This is a genomic window from Roseixanthobacter psychrophilus, from assembly GCF_043195195.1.
In the GTDB taxonomy this organism is placed as follows: domain Bacteria; phylum Pseudomonadota; class Alphaproteobacteria; order Rhizobiales; family Xanthobacteraceae; genus NCEH01.
The window spans coordinates 269,896-289,218 of sequence record NZ_JBAFWT010000002.1 but is presented as its reverse complement, the minus strand read 5'-3'; the positions used below and the strand labels follow the sequence as shown (position 1 = coordinate 289,218).

19 protein-coding genes are annotated in these 19,323 nt (G+C 66.1%); 14 read left to right on the top strand and 5 right to left on the bottom strand.

Features of this window, described 5'->3' with window-relative positions; genetic code table 11:
- Positions 1-75: 75 nt before the first annotated feature.
- The 7 genes from V5F77_RS03750 (at position 76) to V5F77_RS03720 (ending at position 6,674) form a co-directional block, all read left to right on the top strand.
- Entirely contained in the window at positions 76-843 is a 768-nt protein-coding gene (locus tag V5F77_RS03750) for an ABC transporter ATP-binding protein (RefSeq protein WP_429003979.1), read from the top strand.
- Positions 843-1,577: a branched-chain amino acid ABC transporter ATP-binding protein gene (locus V5F77_RS03745; protein ID WP_429004039.1), complete on the top strand. Its 735-nt coding sequence runs from the start codon at positions 843-845 to the stop codon at positions 1,575-1,577. The genes V5F77_RS03750 and V5F77_RS03745 overlap by 1 nt, the downstream gene beginning before the upstream one ends.
- Before the next feature lies 1 nt (position 1,578).
- A complete protein-coding gene (locus tag V5F77_RS03740) occupies positions 1,579-2,439 on the top strand; it encodes a branched-chain amino acid ABC transporter permease (protein ID WP_429003978.1) in 861 nt (286 codons plus the stop codon).
- A complete protein-coding gene (locus V5F77_RS03735; protein WP_429003977.1) occupies positions 2,436-3,356 on the top strand; it encodes a branched-chain amino acid ABC transporter permease in 921 nt (306 codons plus the stop codon). The genes V5F77_RS03740 and V5F77_RS03735 overlap by 4 nt, the downstream gene beginning before the upstream one ends.
- Positions 3,356-3,940, top strand: coding sequence for a carboxymuconolactone decarboxylase family protein (locus V5F77_RS03730; protein WP_429003976.1), 585 nt, complete (start codon positions 3,356-3,358; stop codon positions 3,938-3,940). The genes V5F77_RS03735 and V5F77_RS03730 overlap by 1 nt, the downstream gene beginning before the upstream one ends.
- Entirely contained in the window at positions 3,937-5,160 is a 1,224-nt protein-coding gene (locus V5F77_RS03725; protein WP_429003975.1) for an ABC transporter substrate-binding protein, read from the top strand. Before V5F77_RS03730 ends, V5F77_RS03725 begins: the two co-directional genes overlap by 4 nt.
- A 185-nt stretch (positions 5,161-5,345) precedes the next feature.
- Positions 5,346-6,674, top strand: a complete 1,329-nt coding sequence (locus V5F77_RS03720) for an LLM class flavin-dependent oxidoreductase (RefSeq protein ID WP_429003974.1) — start codon at positions 5,346-5,348, stop codon at positions 6,672-6,674.
- 44 nt (positions 6,675-6,718) lie between these two features.
- Here the strand turns inward: V5F77_RS03720 and speB are convergent, their stop codons facing one another.
- A complete protein-coding gene (gene speB / locus V5F77_RS03715) occupies positions 6,719-7,723 on the bottom strand; it encodes an agmatinase (RefSeq protein WP_429003973.1) in 1,005 nt (334 codons plus the stop codon).
- A 126-nt stretch (positions 7,724-7,849) separates the two neighbouring features.
- Positions 7,850-8,488 (bottom strand): MarC family protein, encoded by a 639-nt coding sequence (locus V5F77_RS03710; RefSeq protein WP_429003972.1) that lies wholly within the window; start codon positions 8,486-8,488, stop codon positions 7,850-7,852.
- A 599-nt stretch (positions 8,489-9,087) separates the two neighbouring features.
- On the opposite strand from V5F77_RS03710, the gene V5F77_RS03705 reads away from it, so the two are divergent.
- From V5F77_RS03705 to V5F77_RS03675, 7 genes are all read left to right on the top strand, one after another.
- A complete protein-coding gene (locus tag V5F77_RS03705; RefSeq protein WP_429003971.1) occupies positions 9,088-9,762 on the top strand; it encodes a GntR family transcriptional regulator in 675 nt (224 codons plus the stop codon).
- Between the two features lie 132 nt (positions 9,763-9,894).
- Positions 9,895-10,722 (top strand): ABC transporter ATP-binding protein, encoded by an 828-nt coding sequence (locus V5F77_RS03700; protein WP_429003970.1) that lies wholly within the window; start codon positions 9,895-9,897, stop codon positions 10,720-10,722.
- A gap of 166 nt (positions 10,723-10,888) precedes the next feature.
- Complete coding sequence (locus V5F77_RS03695) at positions 10,889-11,719, top strand: ABC transporter permease (protein WP_429003969.1); 831 nt, start codon at positions 10,889-10,891, stop codon at positions 11,717-11,719.
- Between the two features lie 48 nt (positions 11,720-11,767).
- Positions 11,768-12,538, top strand: a complete 771-nt coding sequence (locus V5F77_RS03690) for an ABC transporter substrate-binding protein (protein WP_429003968.1) — start codon at positions 11,768-11,770, stop codon at positions 12,536-12,538.
- 3 nt (positions 12,539-12,541) lie between these two features.
- The gene (locus V5F77_RS03685; protein ID WP_429003967.1) at positions 12,542-12,823 is read left to right on the top strand and encodes a hypothetical protein; all 282 of its coding nucleotides are present in this window, start codon (positions 12,542-12,544) and stop codon (positions 12,821-12,823) included.
- Between the two features lie 101 nt (positions 12,824-12,924).
- Positions 12,925-14,268 carry an LLM class flavin-dependent oxidoreductase gene (locus tag V5F77_RS03680; RefSeq protein WP_429003966.1) on the top strand — a complete coding sequence of 448 codons (1,344 nt, stop codon included), beginning with the start codon at positions 12,925-12,927 and terminating at the stop codon, positions 14,266-14,268.
- A 57-nt stretch (positions 14,269-14,325) separates the two neighbouring features.
- Entirely contained in the window at positions 14,326-14,865 is a 540-nt protein-coding gene (locus V5F77_RS03675) for a flavin reductase family protein (protein ID WP_429003965.1), read from the top strand.
- A gap of 59 nt (positions 14,866-14,924) precedes the next feature.
- Here V5F77_RS03675 and V5F77_RS03670 read toward each other — a convergent pair whose 3' ends face one another.
- The 3 genes from V5F77_RS03670 to V5F77_RS03660 all read right to left on the bottom strand — a co-directional run bounded on the left by V5F77_RS03670 (position 14,925) and on the right by V5F77_RS03660 (position 19,166).
- On the bottom strand, positions 14,925-15,626 hold the full coding sequence (locus tag V5F77_RS03670) for a sulfite exporter TauE/SafE family protein (RefSeq protein ID WP_429003964.1): 702 nt from the start codon (positions 15,624-15,626) through the stop codon (positions 14,925-14,927).
- 64 nt (positions 15,627-15,690) lie between these two features.
- Positions 15,691-17,661 carry a primary-amine oxidase gene (locus V5F77_RS03665; protein WP_429003963.1) on the bottom strand — a complete coding sequence of 657 codons (1,971 nt, stop codon included), beginning with the start codon at positions 17,659-17,661 and terminating at the stop codon, positions 15,691-15,693.
- Positions 17,662-17,729: 68 nt separating this feature from the next.
- Positions 17,730-19,166 carry an APC family permease gene (locus tag V5F77_RS03660; RefSeq protein WP_429003962.1) on the bottom strand — a complete coding sequence of 479 codons (1,437 nt, stop codon included), beginning with the start codon at positions 19,164-19,166 and terminating at the stop codon, positions 17,730-17,732.
- Between the last annotated feature and the right edge of the window lie 157 nt (positions 19,167-19,323).

The window sequence follows — 19,323 nt, the reverse complement described above, 5'->3', positions numbered from 1 at the left end:
TGTGCAACCAAAAAGGGCAGTCGACACGCGGCGATAAAATAATTAATAAAATCGATGGAAATAGGGGATAATTGAATGTCGGGTGCGTTCCTGGAAGTGTCCGGGCTTGTGAAGCATTATGGCGGCGTGGCGGCCCTCGACGGGTGCAGCCTGTCGCTGGCGAAGGGTGAGATCACCGGCCTCATCGGTCCCAACGGCGCCGGCAAGACCACCTTGCTGAACGCCCTGACCGGCCTCGCCAAGCCCGATGCCGGATCGGTGACCTTCGACGGCGCCGACGTCACCGGCCTTCAGGCGCATCTGATGGCAGCGCGCGGCGTGGTCCGCAGCTTCCAGATCGTGCGTGAACTCTCCAGCCTGACCGTGTTCGAGAACCTGCTGCTCGCCCCGCCGCACCAGACCGGCGAGAGCCTGCTGGGCGCCATCGTCGCCCGCCGCAAATGGTGGGCGCAGGAGCAGGAGAACGCCGCCCGCGCCCGCACCCTTCTGGAGCGGGTCGGGCTGTGGAAGCTCGCCGACCAGTCCTCCTCCGCCCTCTCCGGCGGACAGAAGAAGCTGCTGGAGGTGGCCCGCGCGCTGCTGCTGGAGCCGCGCATGATCCTGCTGGACGAGCCCGGCGCCGGCGTCTCCCCGCCGCTGCGGGAAGAGATCATCCGCCTGGTGCGCGAATTGAAGGCCGAGGGCCTCTCCTTCGGCATCGTCGAGCACGACATGCACCTCGTGGGCGAGGTGTGCGACCATGTCCATGTGCTGGCCGAGGGACGCACGCTTGTCTCCGGCACCTTCGCCGAGGCGACCGCCGATCCGCGCGTCGTCGAAGCCTATCTCGGGCTCGCCGCGTGATGGAAACCAGCCCCACAAACGCCCTCCAGGTCGAAGGCCTGCGCGCCGGCTACGGGCGCGGCGGCGATATCGTGTGCGGTATCGATTTCGCCCAGAAGCCGGAAACCATCGTCGCCGTCATCGGCCCCAATGGTTCGGGAAAATCCAGCTTCATCAAGACCATCGCCGGGCTCTTGAAGGTCCGCGCCGGCGCGATCGCGGTAACCGGCCGCGATGTCACCCAGCTCTCGCCGGCAAAGCGCGTGTTCTCCGGCCTCGCCTATGTGCCGCAGGAAGCCAATGTCTTCCGCTCCCTGTCGATCCGCGAAAACCTGAAGCTCGCCACCGAATTCCTGCGCGGCCGGCCCGGCATCGGCAAGGAGCAGGAAGAACGGGTGCTGGCGCTGTTTCCCGAGATCGCCGCCCGCCCACGCACGCTCGCGGGCAATCTCTCCGGCGGGCAGCGCCAGATGCTGGCATTCGCCTGCGCCCTTTTGGCCAATCCCGAGGTGCTGCTGCTGGACGAGCCCTCCGCCGGCCTCTCCCCCAAGATCGTGCAGGAGACCATGGAAGCCATCGCCCGCGTGCGGGAGGCCGGCGTGACCATCGTGCTGGTGGAGCAGAATGTGGCCGCCGCGCTTCGGATCGCCGACGAGGTGGTGGTGCTGGTGGCCGGGCGCCTCAGCCTGCGCGCGCCGGCGGGAGACGTGAAGCCGCACGACCTTGCCGGCCTGTTCTTCGGAAAGGCGGCTTGAGATGGCACAGCTTTTCCTCAACGGCCTGGTCACCGGCCTGCTGCTCGCCCTGCCCGCCCTGGCGCTGACCTTGGTGTTCGGCATCCTGAAATTCGCGAATTTCGCGGTCGGCGCGCTGCTCACCTTCGGCGCCTATGCCGGTTATGTCGCCAACGTGCTGTTCGGCTGGCCGCTGCCGCTCGCCGCCGCCTTCGCGGCGCTGAGCGTGGCGCTCGCCTCCATCCTCTGCGACATGCTGGTGTTCGAGCGGCTGCGCGAACGCGGCTCCATCACCTTGCTGGTGGCCTCCATGGGGGTCTCCTTGGTGGTGGAGAACATCTGCCGCTTCTTCTTCGGCAATGCCGCGCGCAGCTTCGATGTGACGCTCGCCCGGCCGATCCGCTGGCAGGGCGTGCGCATCAACCACGAGCAGATCGTCACGGCGAGCGTCGTCATTGTCGCGCTGATCCTGGTGCACCTGCTGCTCACCGCCTCGCCGCTGGGGCGCGCCATGCGGGCGGTGGCCGACAATCCCTCCCTTGCCGCAGTGCGCGGGGTGGAGCGGCGCACCGTCGCCCGCATCACCTGGGCCCTCACCGGCGCGCTGCTGGGGGTCTCCGGCGTGCTCGCCGGCCTCGATCGCGCCATCGATCCGCTGATGGGCTGGAACTATCAGATCCCGATCTTTGCCGCCGCCATCCTGGGCGGCCTCGGCAGCCCGCTCGGCGCGGTCGCCGGCGCGCTGATGATCGGCATCGCGGAAGAGATGTCAGCCCTCATCCTGCCCACCAACTACCGGCAGGCGGTGAGCTTCACCGTGATCCTGCTGCTGCTCCTGTTCCGCACCAACGGCCTGTTCGGCGCAAAGGCGGTGCGCAAATGAGCGCTTATCTCGTCACCCTCGTCATCCTGGTCAGCGTCGCGGCGCTGGTCGGCCTCGCCTTGAACCTGCAATGGGGCCTCGCCGGGCTGGTGAATTTCGGCGTCTCCGGCTTCGTCGCCCTCGGCGCCTATGGGGTCGCGATCACCGCGCCTCATATCGGCTGGCTGCCGGCGATGCTGGTCTCCGCCGCGCTGTGCGCCGCCATCAGCATGGCGCTCGCCTTGCTCTCCATCCGCCTGGAGGAGAATTACCTCGCCATCGTCACCATCGGCTTCGGCGAAGTGGTGCGCATCCTGCTGCTGAACGAAGGCTGGCTCACCGGCGGCGCGCTCGGCATCGCCGATATCCCGCGCCCGTTCGCCGACATCACGCCGCCGGGCGGGGGCGACGGGGTGATCCTCGCGTTCGCCGTCGGCCTGGTCGCCGTGGTGTTCGTGCTGCTGGAACTGCTGGTGCGCTCGCCCTTCGGCCGGGTGCTGCGGGCGGTGCGCGACGATCCGACGGTCGCTTCGGCGCTGGGCAAGCCGGTGCTGTCCCTGCGGGTGCGCGCGTTCGCGGTCGGCGGGGCGGTGATGGGGATCGCCGGAGCGCTTCATGCCTTCTACCTCACCTATATCGACCCGAGCCAGTTCACCCCCATCATCACCGCCTATGCCTTCATGGCGGTGATCGCCGGGGGGCGCGGCTCCAATCTCGGACTGCTGCTCGGCGCCGGCTCGATCATGACGCTGCTGGAAGCCACCCGCTTCCTCAAGGATCTCGTTCCGTCCATCGACGGCGCCCAGCTCTCGGCGCTGCGGCTGGGCATGATCGGCATCGGCATCGTGCTGCTGCTGATCCTGCGGCCGCAGGGCCTGGTGGCCGAGCCGCGCCGGCGTGCCGGCGAATTCTTTTCCGACGCGAAGGGAGAAGGCTGATGCCCCGCGTAACCCCCCTGCCGCCGAGTGCCCTGCCGTCGGAGATCGCCAAGGTCTACGAGCAATTCGCCGGCGGCTATGCCAATTTCGCCGATCAGGCGGCGGTGCTCGCCCATGTGCCGCCCGCCCTCGACCACATCTACCGCATGCTGATGGAGCTGCGCAGCCGCGAGGGCATTGCGTTTCGCTATGTCGAGCTGGCGGTGGTGGTGGTCTCCAAGCTCAATGCCTGCCCCTATTGCGTGTCCCACCACACCCCCTTGCTGGAGGTGGAGGGCATTCCCGCCGACGCCGTGGAGAGCCTGCCCGACGCGGAGCATGAGGCATTCGACGAAGTGGACCGGCTGGTGATCGCCTATGCCCGCCTCGTCACCGAACGCGCCTGGGGCATCCGATCCGGCGTGTTCACCCAATTGCGGGCGCATTTCACCGAGGCCCAGATCGTCGAGCTGACGCTGCGCATCGCGCTCTGCGGCTTTTTCAACCGCTTCAACGACGCCTTGCAGATCGACGACGGCGTCGCCGAAACCTTGCTCAACCTTCATCCAAAAGAAGAACCCGCCACCTCAGGAGAACAGCCATGAGCCAGTCGACGCGTCTCACCCGCCGCCAGGTTGTCGCCGGCCTCGGCGCCCTTCCCTTCGCCGGCGCGATCCGGCCCGCCTTCGCCCAGGCCGCGGAAGTGCCGCTCGGCATGGTGCTGCCGTTCTCCGGCGCCACCGGCCCCTACGGACCGGACATGAAGAAGGCCGCCGAACTCGTGGTGCAGCAGGTCAATGACGGCGGCGGCGTGCTCGGCGGGCGCAAGTTCAAGCTGTTCATCGAGGATTCCGAGACCAATCCCACGGTGGGCGTGACCGCCACCAAGAAGCTGCTGGAAGTCAACAAGGTGGAACTGGTGGGCGGGTTCTGGGGCAGCCCGATCGCGCTTGCCGCCAAGCCCATCATCCTCGCCGCCAACAAGGTGCAGATGGTCTCCTGCGCCGCCAATGCGGTGACCGACGGCGACACCAAGGGCCTGGTGTGGCGGTTCCAGGCCAAGAGCACCTCGTGGGGCCCGGCCGGCGCCAAGGTGATGAAGTCCATCGGCGCCAAGAAGGTTGTGGTCCTTGCCCAGCAAAACCCGTTCGTGGTGGCGATGATCGAGCCCTTCAAGGCCGAGATGGCCAAGCTCGGCGGCACGGTGCTGGACGTGGTGATGTACAATCCCGACCAGCCGTCCTACCGCGCCGAAGTGGAGAAGGCGTTCGGCGGCGATCCCGACGCGGTGTTCTGCCTCTCGCTGCTCACCGATTTCGTCTCCATCGCCAAGGAAGTCTATCGCGGCGGCTTCAAGTCCAAGATCGTCGCGCTCTCCATCGGCGCGGATGCGGAGGGCAAGTTCCTCCAGGCGGTCGGACCGGAAGTGGCCGAAGGGATCTATCATCTCCAGCCCGCCCCGCCGCTCGATTCCCCCTCCTACAAGAAGTTCGTCAAGGAGATGGGCGCCCCCGCCGGCACCGTGTTCCTGTTCGCCGGCAACGCCCACGACCAGATCTGCGTCACCGCGCTGGCCATGGAGCACGCGAAATCCTCCGACGCGCTGGTGTGGGCCAAATCCATTCCCGAGGTCTGCAATCCGCCCGGCGAGGAAGTGGACGACGTGGTCAAGGGCCTGGAGCTGATCCGCGCCGGCAAGAAGATCAAGTTCGTCGGCGCCGGGGCGAGCTGCGATTTCGACGCCAAGGGCGACCAGATCAACCGCTCGTTCCTGGTGCAGGTCGTCAAGGGCGGCAAGAACACCGTGGTCGGCGTGATCTCCTGATCCACCTGCGCCCTTCAGGCGGGGCTCTGCCCGCCTGAAGGGCGCGCCACCAAGCGGGAGCCGTTCACCGTTTTCCTGAACCGGTGCATCGCTCCGGCACAGTCCCAATCCGAACCGAACAAGCGCGCGGCTCCCTTCCGCGCGCAACGAGAACACGCGCCTGCAAGGCCGCGGGGAGACATCCGATGACCCAACCCAAGCATATGCATCTGTGCGGCTTCCTGATCGCCGGCCCGGTGGTGCACAGCCACGCGGTGTGGCGCAATCCAGCGCACGAGACCGCCTTTCTCAGCCTCGGCCACTATGCCCATATCGCCCGCACCCTGGAGCGCGGGAAGTTCGACTTCCTGTTCTTCGCCGACCGCCTCGCCATCGCCGACCGCTATGGCGAGAGCCTGGAGACCGGCATCCGCCTCGGCGACCAGGATGCAACCCGCATGGACCCGATCCCCGTACTCGGCGCCATGGCGGCGGTGACCCGGCATATCGGCCTCGGCGCCACCCGCTCCACCACCTATGACGCGCCCTACAACATCGCCCGCGAGTTCGCGACCCTCGACCATCTCTCGGGCGGGCGGGCGGCATGGAACGTGGTCACCTCGATGAACGACGGGGAGGCGCTGAACTTCGGCTCGGTGCCGCACCTCAGCCACGACGAGCGCTACGATCGCGCCGACGAATTCATGGACGTCGCGTTCAAGCTCTGGGACAGCTGGGAGGAAGGCGCGCTGGTGCTGGACCGGGCCAACGGCATCTATGCCGACCCGGACAAGGTCCATTACGTGAACCACCAGGGCAAATGGTTCCAGTCGCGCGGGCCGCTGAACATCCCGCGCAGCCCGCAGGGCCGCCCGGTGATCATCCAGGCGGGATCGTCCGGCCGGGGCAAGGCGTTCGCGGCGCGCTGGTCCGAGGTCATCTTCGCCCTGCAGCCCAACCGCGAGCGCATGGGCCGCTTCACGCAGGATGTGCGCGCCGCGCTGGAGGCGGCCGGGCGGGCGCCGGACGCCAGCAAGGTGCTGATGGCGGTGATGCCGTTCATCGGCGCCACCCGCGCCGAGGCGGAGGCCAAGCGGGACCTGCACGATTCCCTCATCGATCCGCGCGTCGGCCTCTCTACGCTGGCGGCCCATGCCAATGCGGATTTCTCCGGCCTGCCGCTGGACGCGCGGGTGGACGAGATCGCGGTCTCCGGCAGCCAGGGCAATTTCGCCGCCCTGCGCTCGATCACGCCGGACGGCTCCATGACCATCGCCGAGGCGGGCGGAGTGTACGGGCGCGGCGTGATGTGCCCGCGCATCGTCGGCACGGCGCAGGACGTGGCGGATGAATTGTCGGAGATCGTCGCGTCCGGGCTGGCGGACGGGTTCGTGATCTCCCCGGCCTTCCTGCCCGACACGTTCGACGATTTCGTCGACCAGGTGGTGCCGCTGCTGCAGGCGCGCGGCGCGCTGCGGCAGGATTATGCCGGCGGCACCTTGCGCGACATGCTGGCGAACGGGGTGGGTCGCTGAGACCCGACACCCCACCGGCCCGCGCGAACCCGCGCGCCCTGCCGCTACACCCAGTCGGGCGGCAGGTCGGCACGGAAGGAGAGCGGATGCGGGGCGTCGCGATAGGTGACGCCCGGCAGGATGCACAGCATCTCGAACAGCAGGTTCGCCCCGATCAAGGCGGTGTTGCCGGTCGTGTCATAGGGCGGGGAAACCTCCACCAAGTCGAACCCGACGATGTCGAGGCCATTCAGGCCCCGGATCAGTTCCAGCGCCTGCGGCAAGGTGAGGCCGGCCGGCTCGATGGTTCCGGTGCCGGGGGCGATGGAGGGGTCGAGGCTGTCGATGTCGAACGAGATATAGGTCGGCCGTCCCATGAAGCGGGTGCGGATCTCACGGGCGAGATCGGCCAGCGAACGGTGCCAGCAGCGTTCCGCCGGCACCACCCACACGCCAAGGCCGCGCTGCCAATCGAAATCGTCGGCCGCATAGCCCGAGCCGCGCAGCCCGACCTGGACCATGCAGCGGGGATCGACCAGCCCCTCCTCCAGCGCGCGGCGCATGGGCGTGCCGTGGGCGATGCGCTCGCCGAACATGGTGTCGTTGACGTCGGCATGGGCATCCACATGCACCAGGGCCACCGGGCCGTGCCTCTTGGCGGCTGCGCGCAGGATCGGCAGCGTCATGGTGTGATCGCCGCCCAGCGCCATGGGGCGGCAGCCGCTGGCAAAGATATCGGCGAAATGCGCCTCGATCAGCGCGACCGAGCGCTCCAGGCTGTAGGGATTGGTCGCCACGTCGCCGAGATCGGCGATGGCGAGGCTGTCGAACGGCGCCGCCCGCGTCGCGACGTTATAGGGCCGCACGAACACGGATTCGGTGCGGATCTGGCGCGGCCCGAAGCGGGTGCCGGCGCGGTTGGACGTCCCGACATCCAGCGGCACGCCGATGAAGCCGGCATCGAGCTGGGCGGGATCGGGAATGTGCGGCAGGCGCATCATGGTGGCGATGCCGCCGAAGCGGGGCATGTCGTTGCCGCTGAGCGGAAGGTGGCGGGGGCGGTCGGGCATGGGGAATCCGTGAGCAAGACAAGTCTCAGCCTAGGATGCCGCGTGCATCGCACCAAGAGCCCATGGGCTTGCCGGATCCGCGCGCTCGGATCCAGCGACGCTTTTTCGGGCGCGAGGCGCCGGGTATCATTTCAGCCAGCCGGGAAATATCGCGCCCAGCCCGCCCGCGATCATTTCCATGGCGATAGCGGCGAGGATGATGCCCATCAAGCGCTTGGAGATGGAGAGCGCGGTCGGCGTGAGCCGCGCGCCGAGCCACGGCGTGAGCGCCATCGCGCCGGCGAAGAAGATCAGATAGCCGATCAGGCCGATGTAGAAGGCGGCGATATCGCTCGGCTCGTGCGCGGACTGCGCGAAGATGATGATCGTCGCCATCGCACCCGGCCCGAGCGCGATCGGGAGGCCGAGCGGATAGACGCCGGCATTCTCAGCCGACTTGAACTGCTCCTGTTCCGCAGCGGCCCCATGATGCGAGGGGTGGTCGTCGCCGCTGAGCATCGAGAGGGCGATCAACAGCACGATCAACCCGCCAGCGAGGCGGAAATGCGAGACGCTGATGCCGAACAGCCCCAAGAGCGCATGCCCGGCGAGCGCGCAGACCAGCGCGCCGATGCTCACGGTGGCAATCATGGCGATCAAGGTGCTGCGCCGCGTGGCGGGCGTGGCATCCGCCGTCAGCGCCAGAAAAATCGGCGCAATGCTGAGCGGACCCATGATGGCGAACAGGGCCGCGAACAGTTTTGCGGACAATGAGAAGTCGATCATTCCAGCACCCCTTTGCCCATCCCACCTACCGGAAGGGTGTGCCCCATTTTCTTGCTTTCCGATACCTTTCCCGACTGCCACTTCCGGTGCTGCGCCATTGCGAGGGGCCATCTCCGAAAAACGGCACGCACCCCGCAGACGCGCCCGTCGGCTCCGCCAAGCGGAATAACCGCCACATCAGGCATTTGGGAGCCGCGCAAGACGACCTTCCAACGGGCACGCCCGCAACCATGCCAAGGACTAGTGATCCCATCATCCGTTCTGCCAGCAGATCGGTTCGCCGGCACGAACCTTGCTCTGCCAGATGCGACACGCCCGGTGCCGCGCACGGTTTCCCCAACTGCCCAGCGGATGCGCTTGACTCCCCTGCGACATCATGTTCCAAATTAGTTGACCACTTCGCTAGTCGACTAGAACGCTACGCACTCAGCGAAATCGCAGGACTTCAAGCGGGTTACGCCCTGCGGCCATGCGACGGCTGTCGCCGCAGAAAGCAAAAAGGCCGCGCGTCGCGGTGCCAGGGCGGGAGGAAGCGGCGGCGGCAGGTGCCAGGCGCGGGGACCGCGCGGGATCGGGCGAGAACAAGAAGAGAGTAGAAAATGCTCAATATCGACGAGGCGAATGCCGCATTCGTGACCTATCGCGAAATCAAGAGGCGCATCGTGGATCTGTATTACGGTGTCGGCGAGCGTCTCTCGGAGGCCCGCCTTTCGGAAGAGCTGGGGGTCGGCCGCTCGCCCATCCGCACCGCCTTGTCGCGGCTCAAGAGCGAGGGGTGGATCGCCATCTCCCCGCAGAGCGGCACCTATATCAAGGCGCTGACGCCGCGCGAGATCCGCGAGGTCACCGAACTGCGCATGCTGCTGGAGATGCACGCCGCCGGCGCCGCCGCGCCGCGCATGTCGGAGCCCATGCTGAAGACCCTGCGGGCGGATTTTCGCGCCCAGGCGCCGCGCATCGCGCAGGGCGAGGCGGAACCCTTCATCGCCCTCGACAATCGCCTCCACGCCGCCATCTATGACGCCGCCGACAATTCCCTGGTGCGCCAGACCCTGCTCGACCTGCGCGACAAGGTGCAATGGATCCGCCGGGTGTGCGCGGTCTCCCAGGAGCGGGTGCAGGACGGCTTCGCCGAGCTCGAAGGCATCCTCGCCGCGCTGGAGCGGCGCGATTCCGACCGCGCGGCCAAGGCCATGCGCGACCATGTGAAGAGCGCCGCCGCCTTCTGCGAGCGGCTCGAAGAGATTTCGATCCTGAAGCAGGGCGCGCCGTAAGCGCACGCGGCGGCGTTGTTCCTCTCTTCCCCGGTCAGGAGTGTCCTTTCCAAGTCTGTTTCAAGTCAGTTTCAAGTTGGTTCGAGAATTGCGCCCAAGCGCGACCGAACATCCAGAGGAGAACATAAGCACATGGCAGCCATGGCGGGTGTGACACCCTTCATTGTCAACACGCATGCCCAAAAGCCGACGTCTCCGGCCGTTGTCACGCTCAACGACGTGACGAAGGTTTACGAGACCGCGTCGGGCGGGACGGTGCATGCGCTGAGCAAGATCAATCTCGAGATCCGCAACGCGGAATTCGTCTCGGTCATCGGCGCGTCCGGCTGCGGCAAGACCACCTTGCTGCGGATCATCGGCGGCCTCGAGGACGGGTTCGGCGGCGAGCTTCTGCTTTCCGGCCGCAAGGGCGGCGGGCCGAGCCGCGACGTCGGGATCGTGTTCCAGGACGCCAACCTGCTGCCCTGGCGCACGATCCTGCAGAACGTGCTGCTGCCGGCGCAGGTGCTGCGGCTCGACAAGCGCGCCTCGCTGACCCGCGCGCACGAACTGATCGAGCTGGTGGGCCTCAAGGGGTTCGAGGACAAATATCCCTTCGAGCTGTCCGGCGGCATGCGCCAGCGCGTCTCGATCGCCCGCGCGCTGGTCCACGATCCCTCGGTGCTGCTCATGGACGAGCCGTTCGGCGCGCTCGATGCGCTGACGCGGGAAACCATGAATGCCGAAGTGCTGAAGATCTGGGACGCGACCAAGAAGACCGTCTTCATGATCACCCATTCCATCTCTGAGGCGGTGTTCATGAGCGACCGGGTGATCGTCATGTCGCCACGCCCCGGCCGGGTGATCGCAGAGGTCGATATCGCCCTGCCCCGGCCCCGGCACATCGCCATGCTGAGCGAGGAGAAGTTCGGCACCTATACCGGCAAGCTGCGCCGGCTGCTCGACCTCGGCACCGACTAACAGCCCGTCGCGCGCGGCGGCTCCCGCCTCGCGTGAAGAATGTGCGTTCAGTCAACACGTTGGAGCGGTTTTCCGTCTCTGTGGAACGGCACTCCTCTCCAGGCCCGCGCTGGCCGCCTCGTCCGGCTCGCGCGCTCCGCGCCACCTCCATCCGAGAGTCCTCGCCATGTCCCTCGACGCTACGGCTGCGGCCGAAATCATCGCCTCGCGCAAGCGCGAACGCCTGCGGTGGCTTTCCGTCTCCAGCACCGATTCCCTGATCTCGTTCGGCGGCTTCGCGATGCTGGTGCTGATCTGGGAAGTCTCGGTGAACCTGTTCAAGGTTCCCGACTTCATCCTGCCCGCGCCGTCGGCCATCGCCGTCTCGCTCTATAGCGGGATCGCCTCGGGCCTGTTCGTCACCAACTTCCTGGTCACGGCGTTCCAGACCATCGCCGGCTTCCTGCTGGCCGCGGTCATCGGCACCGCCATCGGCGCGGTGGTGGCGCAGTTCAAGATCATCGAGCGCATCGTCTATCCCTGGCTGGTAGCGCTGCAGACCCTGCCGAAGATCGCCATCGCCCCGCTGATCATCATCTGGGCCGGCTACGGCATCGGCTCGAAGATCATCATCGTCGCGCTGGTGGCCATCTTCCCGGTGCTGGTGAACACCATCATGGGGCTGAAATCCTGCGACCAGGGCAAACTCGACCTCATGCGCTCGCTGGGTGCCGGACGCTGGGAAACCTTCCGCACCGTGCGGCTGCCGAACGCGATGCCCTTCATCTTCGCCGGCCTGAACGTGGCGATCGTGCTGGCCATCCTCGGCTCCATCGTCGGCGAGTTCGTCGGCTCCAAGGCCGGGCTCGGCAATCTCATCCTGGAAGCGAATTTCCAGTTCGACGTGGCGCGCATCTTCGCGGTGCTGGTGGTGCTGGGCGTGTTCGGCGTGGTGCTCAGCCTGATCATGCGCATCGCCCAGAGCCACTTCCTGTTTTGGAACAAGTCGCTCACCTGAAGGCGACGCCAAAAGCAAAGCTAAAATAACCAGAGGCGGAGTTTGATCATGCGAAGCATACGTTTATCATTATGTACCCTGGCGGCGGCATTTGCCTTCGCCGGCCCGGCCGGTGCCGCGGAGAAGGTGGTCTACGCGGTCACAACCTCGAACATCTCGGTCGGCCATGCCGCGCAATCCTCGATCCCGCTGGCGGCGGAATTCTGGAAACAGGAAGGGCTCGACGTCGAGGTGATCGGGCTTTCCGGCGCCACGGCCGGGGTGCAGCAGGTGGCCAGCGGACAGGTGGATTTCGCCACCGTCGGCGGCGACGCGTTGCTCATCGCCCGGTCCAAGGGCGTGAAGGTGAAGGCGGTCTATACCTACGCCCGCAAGTCGATCTACAGCATCGTCGTGCCGCAGGACAGCCCCATCAAGACGGTGGCGGACCTCAAGGGCAAGACCATCGGCGTGCCCGATATGTCCGCCGGCTCGGTGCCGTTCTCCCGCGCCGTCCTCTCCTCGGCCGGCGTGAACCCGCAGAGCGACGTGAAGTGGCTCTCGGTCGGCATCGGCGGCCAGGCCGCGAACGCCTTCCGCCAGAACGTGATCGACGCCTGGGCCTCCTGGGACACGGTGATCGCCGGGCTGGAGAACAATGGCTTCAAGTTCCGCGTGATCGACCCGCCGTGGATCGACGAAGTGGTGGGCAACGTGATCATCGCCCGCGAGGACACCATCGAGAAGAAGCCCGAGCTGGTCGTGAAGGTGGCGCGCGGCATCGCCGAGGCCTCGGTCTATGGCCTCACCAATCCCGACGCGGCACTGCGCAACCATTAGAAAATGTATCCCGAGACCAAGCCGCAGACGGTGAACGACGAAACCTTCCGCCAGGCCCGCCGCATCTTTGACTCTCGCTTCAATCTCACCAAGCTCGAACCGGGCGTGAAGTGGGGCGAGAACATGCCAGCCCAATGGAAGCGCATGGCCGACATCAGCATCGAGGAAGGCCTGATCCCCAAGGACTTCGACGTCAAGGCCGCCTACACCAATCAGTTCATTCCCGAGATCAACACCTTCGACGCCAAGAAGATCGAGGCGATGGCCAAGGCTTCGACCTGGTGACGCGCGGCTGAGCCGGCGCGCCACGTGATCCGTCCGTTTCACCCTTCCCTTCAAAAGAAACGTCAGCGCTGCGCTCCGGCGACGCGCGAGGAGAACAAGAAATGACCGAACGACGCAAAGATCAGATGAGGCTGGGTGGCTTCTTCCATCCGACGGGCAATCACGTGGCCGCCTGGCTCGACCCCGGCGCGCAGATCGACGCCGGCACCAATTTCGACCATTACGTGCGGCTCGCGCAGACCGCCGAAAAGGCCAAGTTCGACCTGATCTTTTTCGCCGATGCCATCGCCACCCGCGACGGCAATCTCGATGCGCTCTCCCGCTGGCCGCAATACATGGCCTATTTCGACCCGGTGACCTTGCTGGCCGGCATCGCGGCGGTCACCAAGCACATCGGGCTGGTGGCGACCGCCACCACCAGCTTCAACGAGCCCTATAATCTCGCGCGCAAATATGCGTCCCTCGACCATATCAGCCACGGCCGCGCGGGCTGGAACGTGGTGACCTCCTCCAACCCCTCGGAGGCCTATAATTTCGGCCGCGATGCCCATTACGGGCACAATGAGCGCTACGAGCGGGCCGAGGAATTCGTCAAAGTGGTCAAGGGCCTGTGGGACAGTTGGGAGGACGACGCGTTCGTCCGCGACCGGTCCACGGCACAATATTTCGACCCCGCCAAGCTTCATTACCTCCACCACAAGGACAAGCACTTCCAGGTGCGCGGCCCGCTGAACGTGGCCCGCCCGCCGCAGGGCTATCCCGTGATGTTCCAGGCCAGCGCCTCCGATACCGGTAAGGAGCTGGCGGCGCAGATCGCGGAAGTGATCTTCACCCCGCTGCACGAATTGGAGCAGGCGCAGAAATTCTACCGCGAGCTGAAGGACCATGCGGCGCGATACGGACGCGGCGAGGACGAGATCGTCGTCATGCCGGGCCTCAACGTGGTGGTGGCGGCGACCGAGAAGGAGGCGGACGAGAAGATCCGCTATCTCCAGAGCCTGATCCATCCCGACGTGGGCAAGGAATTGCTCTCCGCCGCGCTCGGCGGCATCGACCTCAGCGGCTGCGACGTGGACGAGCCGCTGCCCGAACATCTCATCGCCGAGGAACTCGGCCGCTCGAATTCGCGGGTCTCCTACATGCTGAAGGGCAAGCCGACCCTGCGCCAGATGTATGAGCAGTTCGGCACCGGGCGCGGTCAGCGCACAGTGAAGGGCACGCCCTCCACCATCGTCGACCAGATGGAGAGTTGGTTCCTCAATCGCGGCGTGGACGGCTTCCTCATCCAGCCGCCGATCCTGCCCTCGGGGCTCGACGAATTCTGCGCCCACATCATCCCGGAACTGCAGAACCGGGGCCTGTTCCGCACCGAATACACCGGCAGCACGCTGCGGGAGAACCTCGGCCTGCGCCGTCCCGCCAGCATGTACGCAAAGGCGGGTTGAAGCCTCAAGCGCAGGCATCGCCCCGCGGGAGGCGATGCCCCTGATGGAGATAAAAACATGAGCGTACATTCCGCCTATGATGGCGACCCCGCGAGCGACCCCCAGGAATTCCGCCGGTGCCTCGGCCAGTTCGCCACCGGGGTGACGGTCGTCACCGCGCAGGTGGACGGCGAGATGGTGGGGCTGACGGTGAATTCCTTCGCCTCAGTCTCGCTCGATCCACCGCTGGTGCTTTGGTCCATCGGCGAAAGCTCCAAGAGCTACGCCAAGTTCAACGCGGCCGAGCATTTCACCATCAATGTGCTGGCGCACGACCAGATCGCGCTGTCGCGTCATTTCGGCCGCTCGGGGCCGGACAAATTCTCCGGCATCGCCTGGAGCACGGGGGTGACCGGCGCGCCCGTGCTGGACGGGGTCGCCGCCTTCTTCGAATGCAGCCGCCACAGCGCCCACCGCGGTGGGGATCATCTGATCCTCATCGGCCAGGTGCGCCGCGCGGTGCACTTCGATCGCGGCACGCTGCTGTTCGCGCAGGGGCGTTATCGCATCGCCACCGATCACCCCGCCGAGGCGCAGGCGGCCCGCGCCGCCTCCTGAGACCGCACGCCGAGGGCCCGACGGGAAGATCATCCATCCGTTCGAAATTCAGCCGGGGGTCAGCCGAGGCACAGTTCGGAAAGCGCGCGCGCGGGCTCGGCAAGGCTCGCCAGCGCCAGCGCGCAGATGGCGGCGCCGAGCAGGCGCCGCATCATGGCCCGCGCGGGCGCCCGCCGCCCCAGCGCCACCATGGCGCTGGCGCCGAACGCGGTGGCCGCCACCGCCGGCACGGTCGCAAGGCCAAAGCCCGCCATGAAGGTGGCGCCTGACAACGCCGAGCCGCTGAGCAAGGATGTGAGCAAGGCCGAATAGACCATGCCGCAGGGCGCAAAGCCCCAGATGATGCCGAGCGCAAGGGGCGAAGCCGCCTTCAGCCGGCCGGGCATAGCCGCCCCGAGGCGCCGCGCGAGGCGCCCGACGGAAAAATCCAGGCGGCGCAGATTGGGGCCGAAGCCGGCAATGGAGAGGCCGACCCACAACAGGCTCAAAGCCGCCAGCATGCGCAGCACGCCCTGTGCGCCAGCCAATTCCAGAACCGCGGCAAACCCGGCCCCCACCGACCCGACCGTCGCGCCGAAGGCAGTATAGGTCAGGGCACGGCCAAGCTGGGTCGCCATCAGCGCGGGAGCGCCGAGCGCCGGCCCGCCCGGCGCGGTCGCCAGCAGGAGCGAGGAGGCGATGCCGCCGCACAGCCCAGCGCAATGCAGGCTGCCGGCGAGGCCCATCAAGGCCCCGCCCACACAGGTGAAATCGCCGGTCATAGGAATGCCCCCCTCGGGGATGGGGAAGGCCCCGCGCGAAGCTTTGGATCGCGCAGGGTTCGGCTCATGCCTTCTGCGCGTGGGCGCAGCAGCTTGCCTCATTGGTCTCCGGCGGGAGATCGATGCAGGGATTGCCGTTGAAGAAGTTCGCCGGCATCAGCTTGAAGCCGGTGGTGACGCACGGCTGCACCGGAAAATCCTCGATCCGCACCGGGTGGTGCAGGCCGAACACGTGCCAGAGCACGATGTCGGTATTCTCGATCGGACGGTCCTGCTTGATGAAATCGGGCAGGCCGCCGACGCCGGTGGAATGGTTCATGTAATCGCCTGCGGGGAAGCGTTCCTCGCCATTGTAGGCGGTCACCCACAGATGGTTCTGCACGAAGCCGGCGCGCTTGCCGGAGGGCGAATCCGGCCGCACGAATGGGGTGATGCAATTGCCGGAATCCAGCTTGTAGCCCACTGGCGTGCCGGCATAATTGAGCTTGTTGGGGTTGATGACCTTCCAATAGCGCTGGGTCGCGGCATTGGTGCGCCGCGCCGCCTCACCCTCGCGCTTCAGCACCGTCTCTTCTTCATAGAAGGCATTGCCGTAGGGATTGGCGGGGCCGTCCGGCTCCGCATAGGTGTTGCACTCGACGACGCTATTGGCATCGCCGTCGACCGCCATGTCGAGCCGTGCGCAGAAGATGTGCTGGTGAATCTGCCCGACCACGCCGGGCAGGACTTCGCGGCCATATTTGCCGGGCTGACCGGGAATGCAGGCCACCGTATTGATGATGCCGGTGGCTTTCATCTCAAATTCGATGGAGCCGTCGAGGAAGAAATACCAGTAAAGCGCGTATTCGTAATTGCCGACCGTGCAGATGGTGGAGACCACCAGCTTGCGGGCGCGGCGGACCTCGGCGCGCTCGGTGCGGAAATCCCAGTGCTTCCACAACAGGCCGGAATCCTCCTCATGGATGCAGATCGCCTTCTCGATGGTCAGCGGCGCGCCGTCCATCATGTTCATGTCCACATCGAGATATTCGATGGCGCCCAGGCAATCGCAGCCGAGCTTGAGGGAATTGGCGAGCTTGCCGATGCCGTATTCGCCGATGTCGAATACATGCTTGCGAAAATGGCCGTTGTCCGGGCTGCCGTAGGGCACCACCATTTCCACCAGCGAGGCGCGGTGCAGGATCGGCCGGCCGTCGAAATGAATATCGTGCAGGGTCAGGGATTCGCGCGCGTTGAAGCCGATCACGAACGACCAGCGATCCCAGGTGAGCTTGCGGTCCTTGATGAGAAAATTGACGCCGTCCGGCTGGGTGACATTGATGGGCTTCAAGGGCTTGCGCTTGGTCTGGACGAACTCGCGCTCGTAATTGGCCTCCGTCATGGGCACCGGCACGACGCCGTAATCATCCACCCGGATCACCTCCCAGCTATTGAGATCGATGACCGCGTTCAGCCCCTCGATGGGATGGGCATAGAAATTCTCATTCTCGCGCAGGCGCAGCCAGGCGAAGACATGGCACAATTGGCGGCCTTCCTCGCCGGGAATGCCGAAATTTCCGGCCGACCAGGGATCGATGCAGACCTTCGCCATGTCGGTGATGCCGCGCTTGGCGCAACCGGCGATGAATGCGGGATTTTGCCGGACGATGCCCTCGATGGCGAGGAACTGTTCCAGTTGGATCATCGGCCGCATGGTGGGCAGATCCTGCCGCGACACGATCTGTTTGCTGTCGAGCGACACCACCAGCCGGGCGACGCCGATGGAGGTGGCGCTGAACACATTCACCCGTGCCGCGCGGGCAATGACATCGCCTGCCTTGAAGGCGCGCACCACCGCCTTTTCCGGCTCCATCAGCTCGATGGTTTCAAACCGCGTCTCCTCGCCGAAGGGCGCGGCGGCGCGGACGATTTCAGCGGCCTTGGCAATCTCGGCGCTGGTGAGGGGCTGGAGCGGATGGCTCACCTTGAGGCCCGGCGGGGACACGGGCGTCGCCTGCGCGGCGCAGCAGGCCAGGGGCGTGAGGACAACCGTCATGACGTGAACTCCACAATGCTTGAAAGGACAGGCGAAAACGGGAGGCGGCGCCGCCCCCCGCAGAGGCGTCAACCGAAGGCGCGGCCAAGGTTTTCGTAGACCAGGGGCCGCACCGAGCGCAGCCATTGGGCGAACGCGTAGCCGGCCACGCCGATGCCCACGACCAGCACCGGGAAGGATTCCACCACCGCCGATTCCGAGCCGCTCACCAGGGCCAGATTGGCGACCATGAAGGCAAGACAGGCGCCAAGGCCGACGATGCTGAGTGCTGGCGCGATCAACCGGTGGCCGATGCCCACACCCCGCGCATCGGCCCTAAAGAAGCCGATCACCGCCAGCGACACCAGAATCTGCACCACCAGAATGCCGATGCTGGCGAACGTGCCCATCCAGGCGAACACCACCGCATAGGGATCCTGCCCGCCCAGGGCGAACAGCGCCACAGCGCCGAGCGCGATCACGCTCTGCACCGCGCCGGCCACGTAAGGCGATTGGTGGGCGGCATGGGTGCGGGCAAAGCCGGCCCAGGCCAGACCCTCGCGGCCGATGGCGTAGAAATAGCGGTTGATGGTGTTGTGGAACGACAGCGCGCAGGCGAACAGGCTGGTGATGAGCAGCAGGTTCATGGCGATGCCGGCGAGCGGGCCAAGGTCGGCCTGGATCGCGGAGAGATAGAGCGTCGCGGTATTGGCGGTGGCCTCGGCGGCAATCTTCGAAGGGCCGTAGTGAAGCGCGATGGTCCAGGTGGCGAAGGCATAGAAGACCGCAATCACGATCACCGCGAGATAGGTCGCGCGGGGAATGGTGCGCTTGGGGTCGCGCGCCTCCTCGCCGAAGATTGCCGTCGCCTCGAAGCCGATGAAGGAGGCGACCACGAACACCAGCGACACGCCAAAGCCGGGCGCGAAAATGGCCTGTGGCCCGAAGGCGGAAAGGCTCACCCCCTCCGGCCCGCCGCCACCGATCAGAATGGCTAGGCCCAGCACCAGCAAAATGGCGATCTCCGCCACCATGCAATAGCCCAAGATCTTGCCGCTGAACTCGATATTGCGCATGCCGCAGAGAAAAACCACGATGCCGAGCAGCGCGGCATAGAACAGCCAATGAATATCCGGGCCGCCCGCCGTCTTCACGATGTCATTCATGAAGAAACCGAACAGGCCATACACCGCGATATCGATGGCATTATAGGTGGCGATGGCGATGAAGGCGCCGGCGACGCCGGCCGGCCGGCCGAGCCCGTTGGCGATATAGGGATAAAAGCCGCCGGCGGTGCCGACGAAGCGGTTCATGGCGGTGAAGCCGACGCTGAACAGAAGATAGAGCAGGCCGACGAGAAGATAGGTGCCCGGCGTGCCGGGTCCGTTGCCGAAGGCGAATGCGGCGGGAGACGCGCCCACCACGGCGGTCAGCGGGGCTGCGGCGGCCACCACGAAGAAGACGACATGCCATACGCCGATGGCATTCGGCCGGAGCTGGGTCGGTGCACTGGTGCTCATAGACATCGAACTCCTCTGGATTGGTTTTTTGCGATGTCCGTCCCGTGACCGGCGTGCGGATACTGCCGGTGTACCGGCGTGCTGCGCCTGATCGGGACATGGGGCCTCGGATTCGCGCCGGGGCGTTGAATAGGACACTATGTCCAAGGATTTTCCCGGACTT

Coding starts and splice junctions, on each gene's coding strand:
- V5F77_RS03690 (WP_429003968.1), top strand. CDS start 11,768: ATGCGAAGCATACGTTTATCATTATGTACCCTGGCGGCGGCATTTGCC.
- V5F77_RS03700 (WP_429003970.1), top strand. CDS start 9,895: ATGGCAGCCATGGCGGGTGTGACACCCTTCATTGTCAACACGCATGCC.
- V5F77_RS03680 (WP_429003966.1), top strand. CDS start 12,925: ATGACCGAACGACGCAAAGATCAGATGAGGCTGGGTGGCTTCTTCCAT.
- V5F77_RS03710 (WP_429003972.1), bottom strand. CDS start 8,488: ATGATCGACTTCTCATTGTCCGCAAAACTGTTCGCGGCCCTGTTCGCC.
- V5F77_RS03660 (WP_429003962.1), bottom strand. CDS start 19,166: ATGTCTATGAGCACCAGTGCACCGACCCAGCTCCGGCCGAATGCCATC.
- speB (WP_429003973.1), bottom strand. CDS start 7,723: ATGCCCGACCGCCCCCGCCACCTTCCGCTCAGCGGCAACGACATGCCC.
- V5F77_RS03735 (WP_429003977.1), top strand. CDS start 2,436: ATGAGCGCTTATCTCGTCACCCTCGTCATCCTGGTCAGCGTCGCGGCG.
- V5F77_RS03685 (WP_429003967.1), top strand. CDS start 12,542: ATGTATCCCGAGACCAAGCCGCAGACGGTGAACGACGAAACCTTCCGC.
- V5F77_RS03705 (WP_429003971.1), top strand. CDS start 9,088: ATGCTCAATATCGACGAGGCGAATGCCGCATTCGTGACCTATCGCGAA.
- V5F77_RS03665 (WP_429003963.1), bottom strand. CDS start 17,661: ATGACGGTTGTCCTCACGCCCCTGGCCTGCTGCGCCGCGCAGGCGACG.
- V5F77_RS03675 (WP_429003965.1), top strand. CDS start 14,326: ATGAGCGTACATTCCGCCTATGATGGCGACCCCGCGAGCGACCCCCAG.
- V5F77_RS03725 (WP_429003975.1), top strand. CDS start 3,937: ATGAGCCAGTCGACGCGTCTCACCCGCCGCCAGGTTGTCGCCGGCCTC.
- V5F77_RS03740 (WP_429003978.1), top strand. CDS start 1,579: ATGGCACAGCTTTTCCTCAACGGCCTGGTCACCGGCCTGCTGCTCGCC.
- V5F77_RS03745 (WP_429004039.1), top strand. CDS start 843: ATGGAAACCAGCCCCACAAACGCCCTCCAGGTCGAAGGCCTGCGCGCC.
- V5F77_RS03730 (WP_429003976.1), top strand. CDS start 3,356: ATGCCCCGCGTAACCCCCCTGCCGCCGAGTGCCCTGCCGTCGGAGATC.
- V5F77_RS03750 (WP_429003979.1), top strand. CDS start 76: ATGTCGGGTGCGTTCCTGGAAGTGTCCGGGCTTGTGAAGCATTATGGC.
- V5F77_RS03720 (WP_429003974.1), top strand. CDS start 5,346: ATGACCCAACCCAAGCATATGCATCTGTGCGGCTTCCTGATCGCCGGC.
- V5F77_RS03670 (WP_429003964.1), bottom strand. CDS start 15,626: ATGACCGGCGATTTCACCTGTGTGGGCGGGGCCTTGATGGGCCTCGCC.
- V5F77_RS03695 (WP_429003969.1), top strand. CDS start 10,889: ATGTCCCTCGACGCTACGGCTGCGGCCGAAATCATCGCCTCGCGCAAG.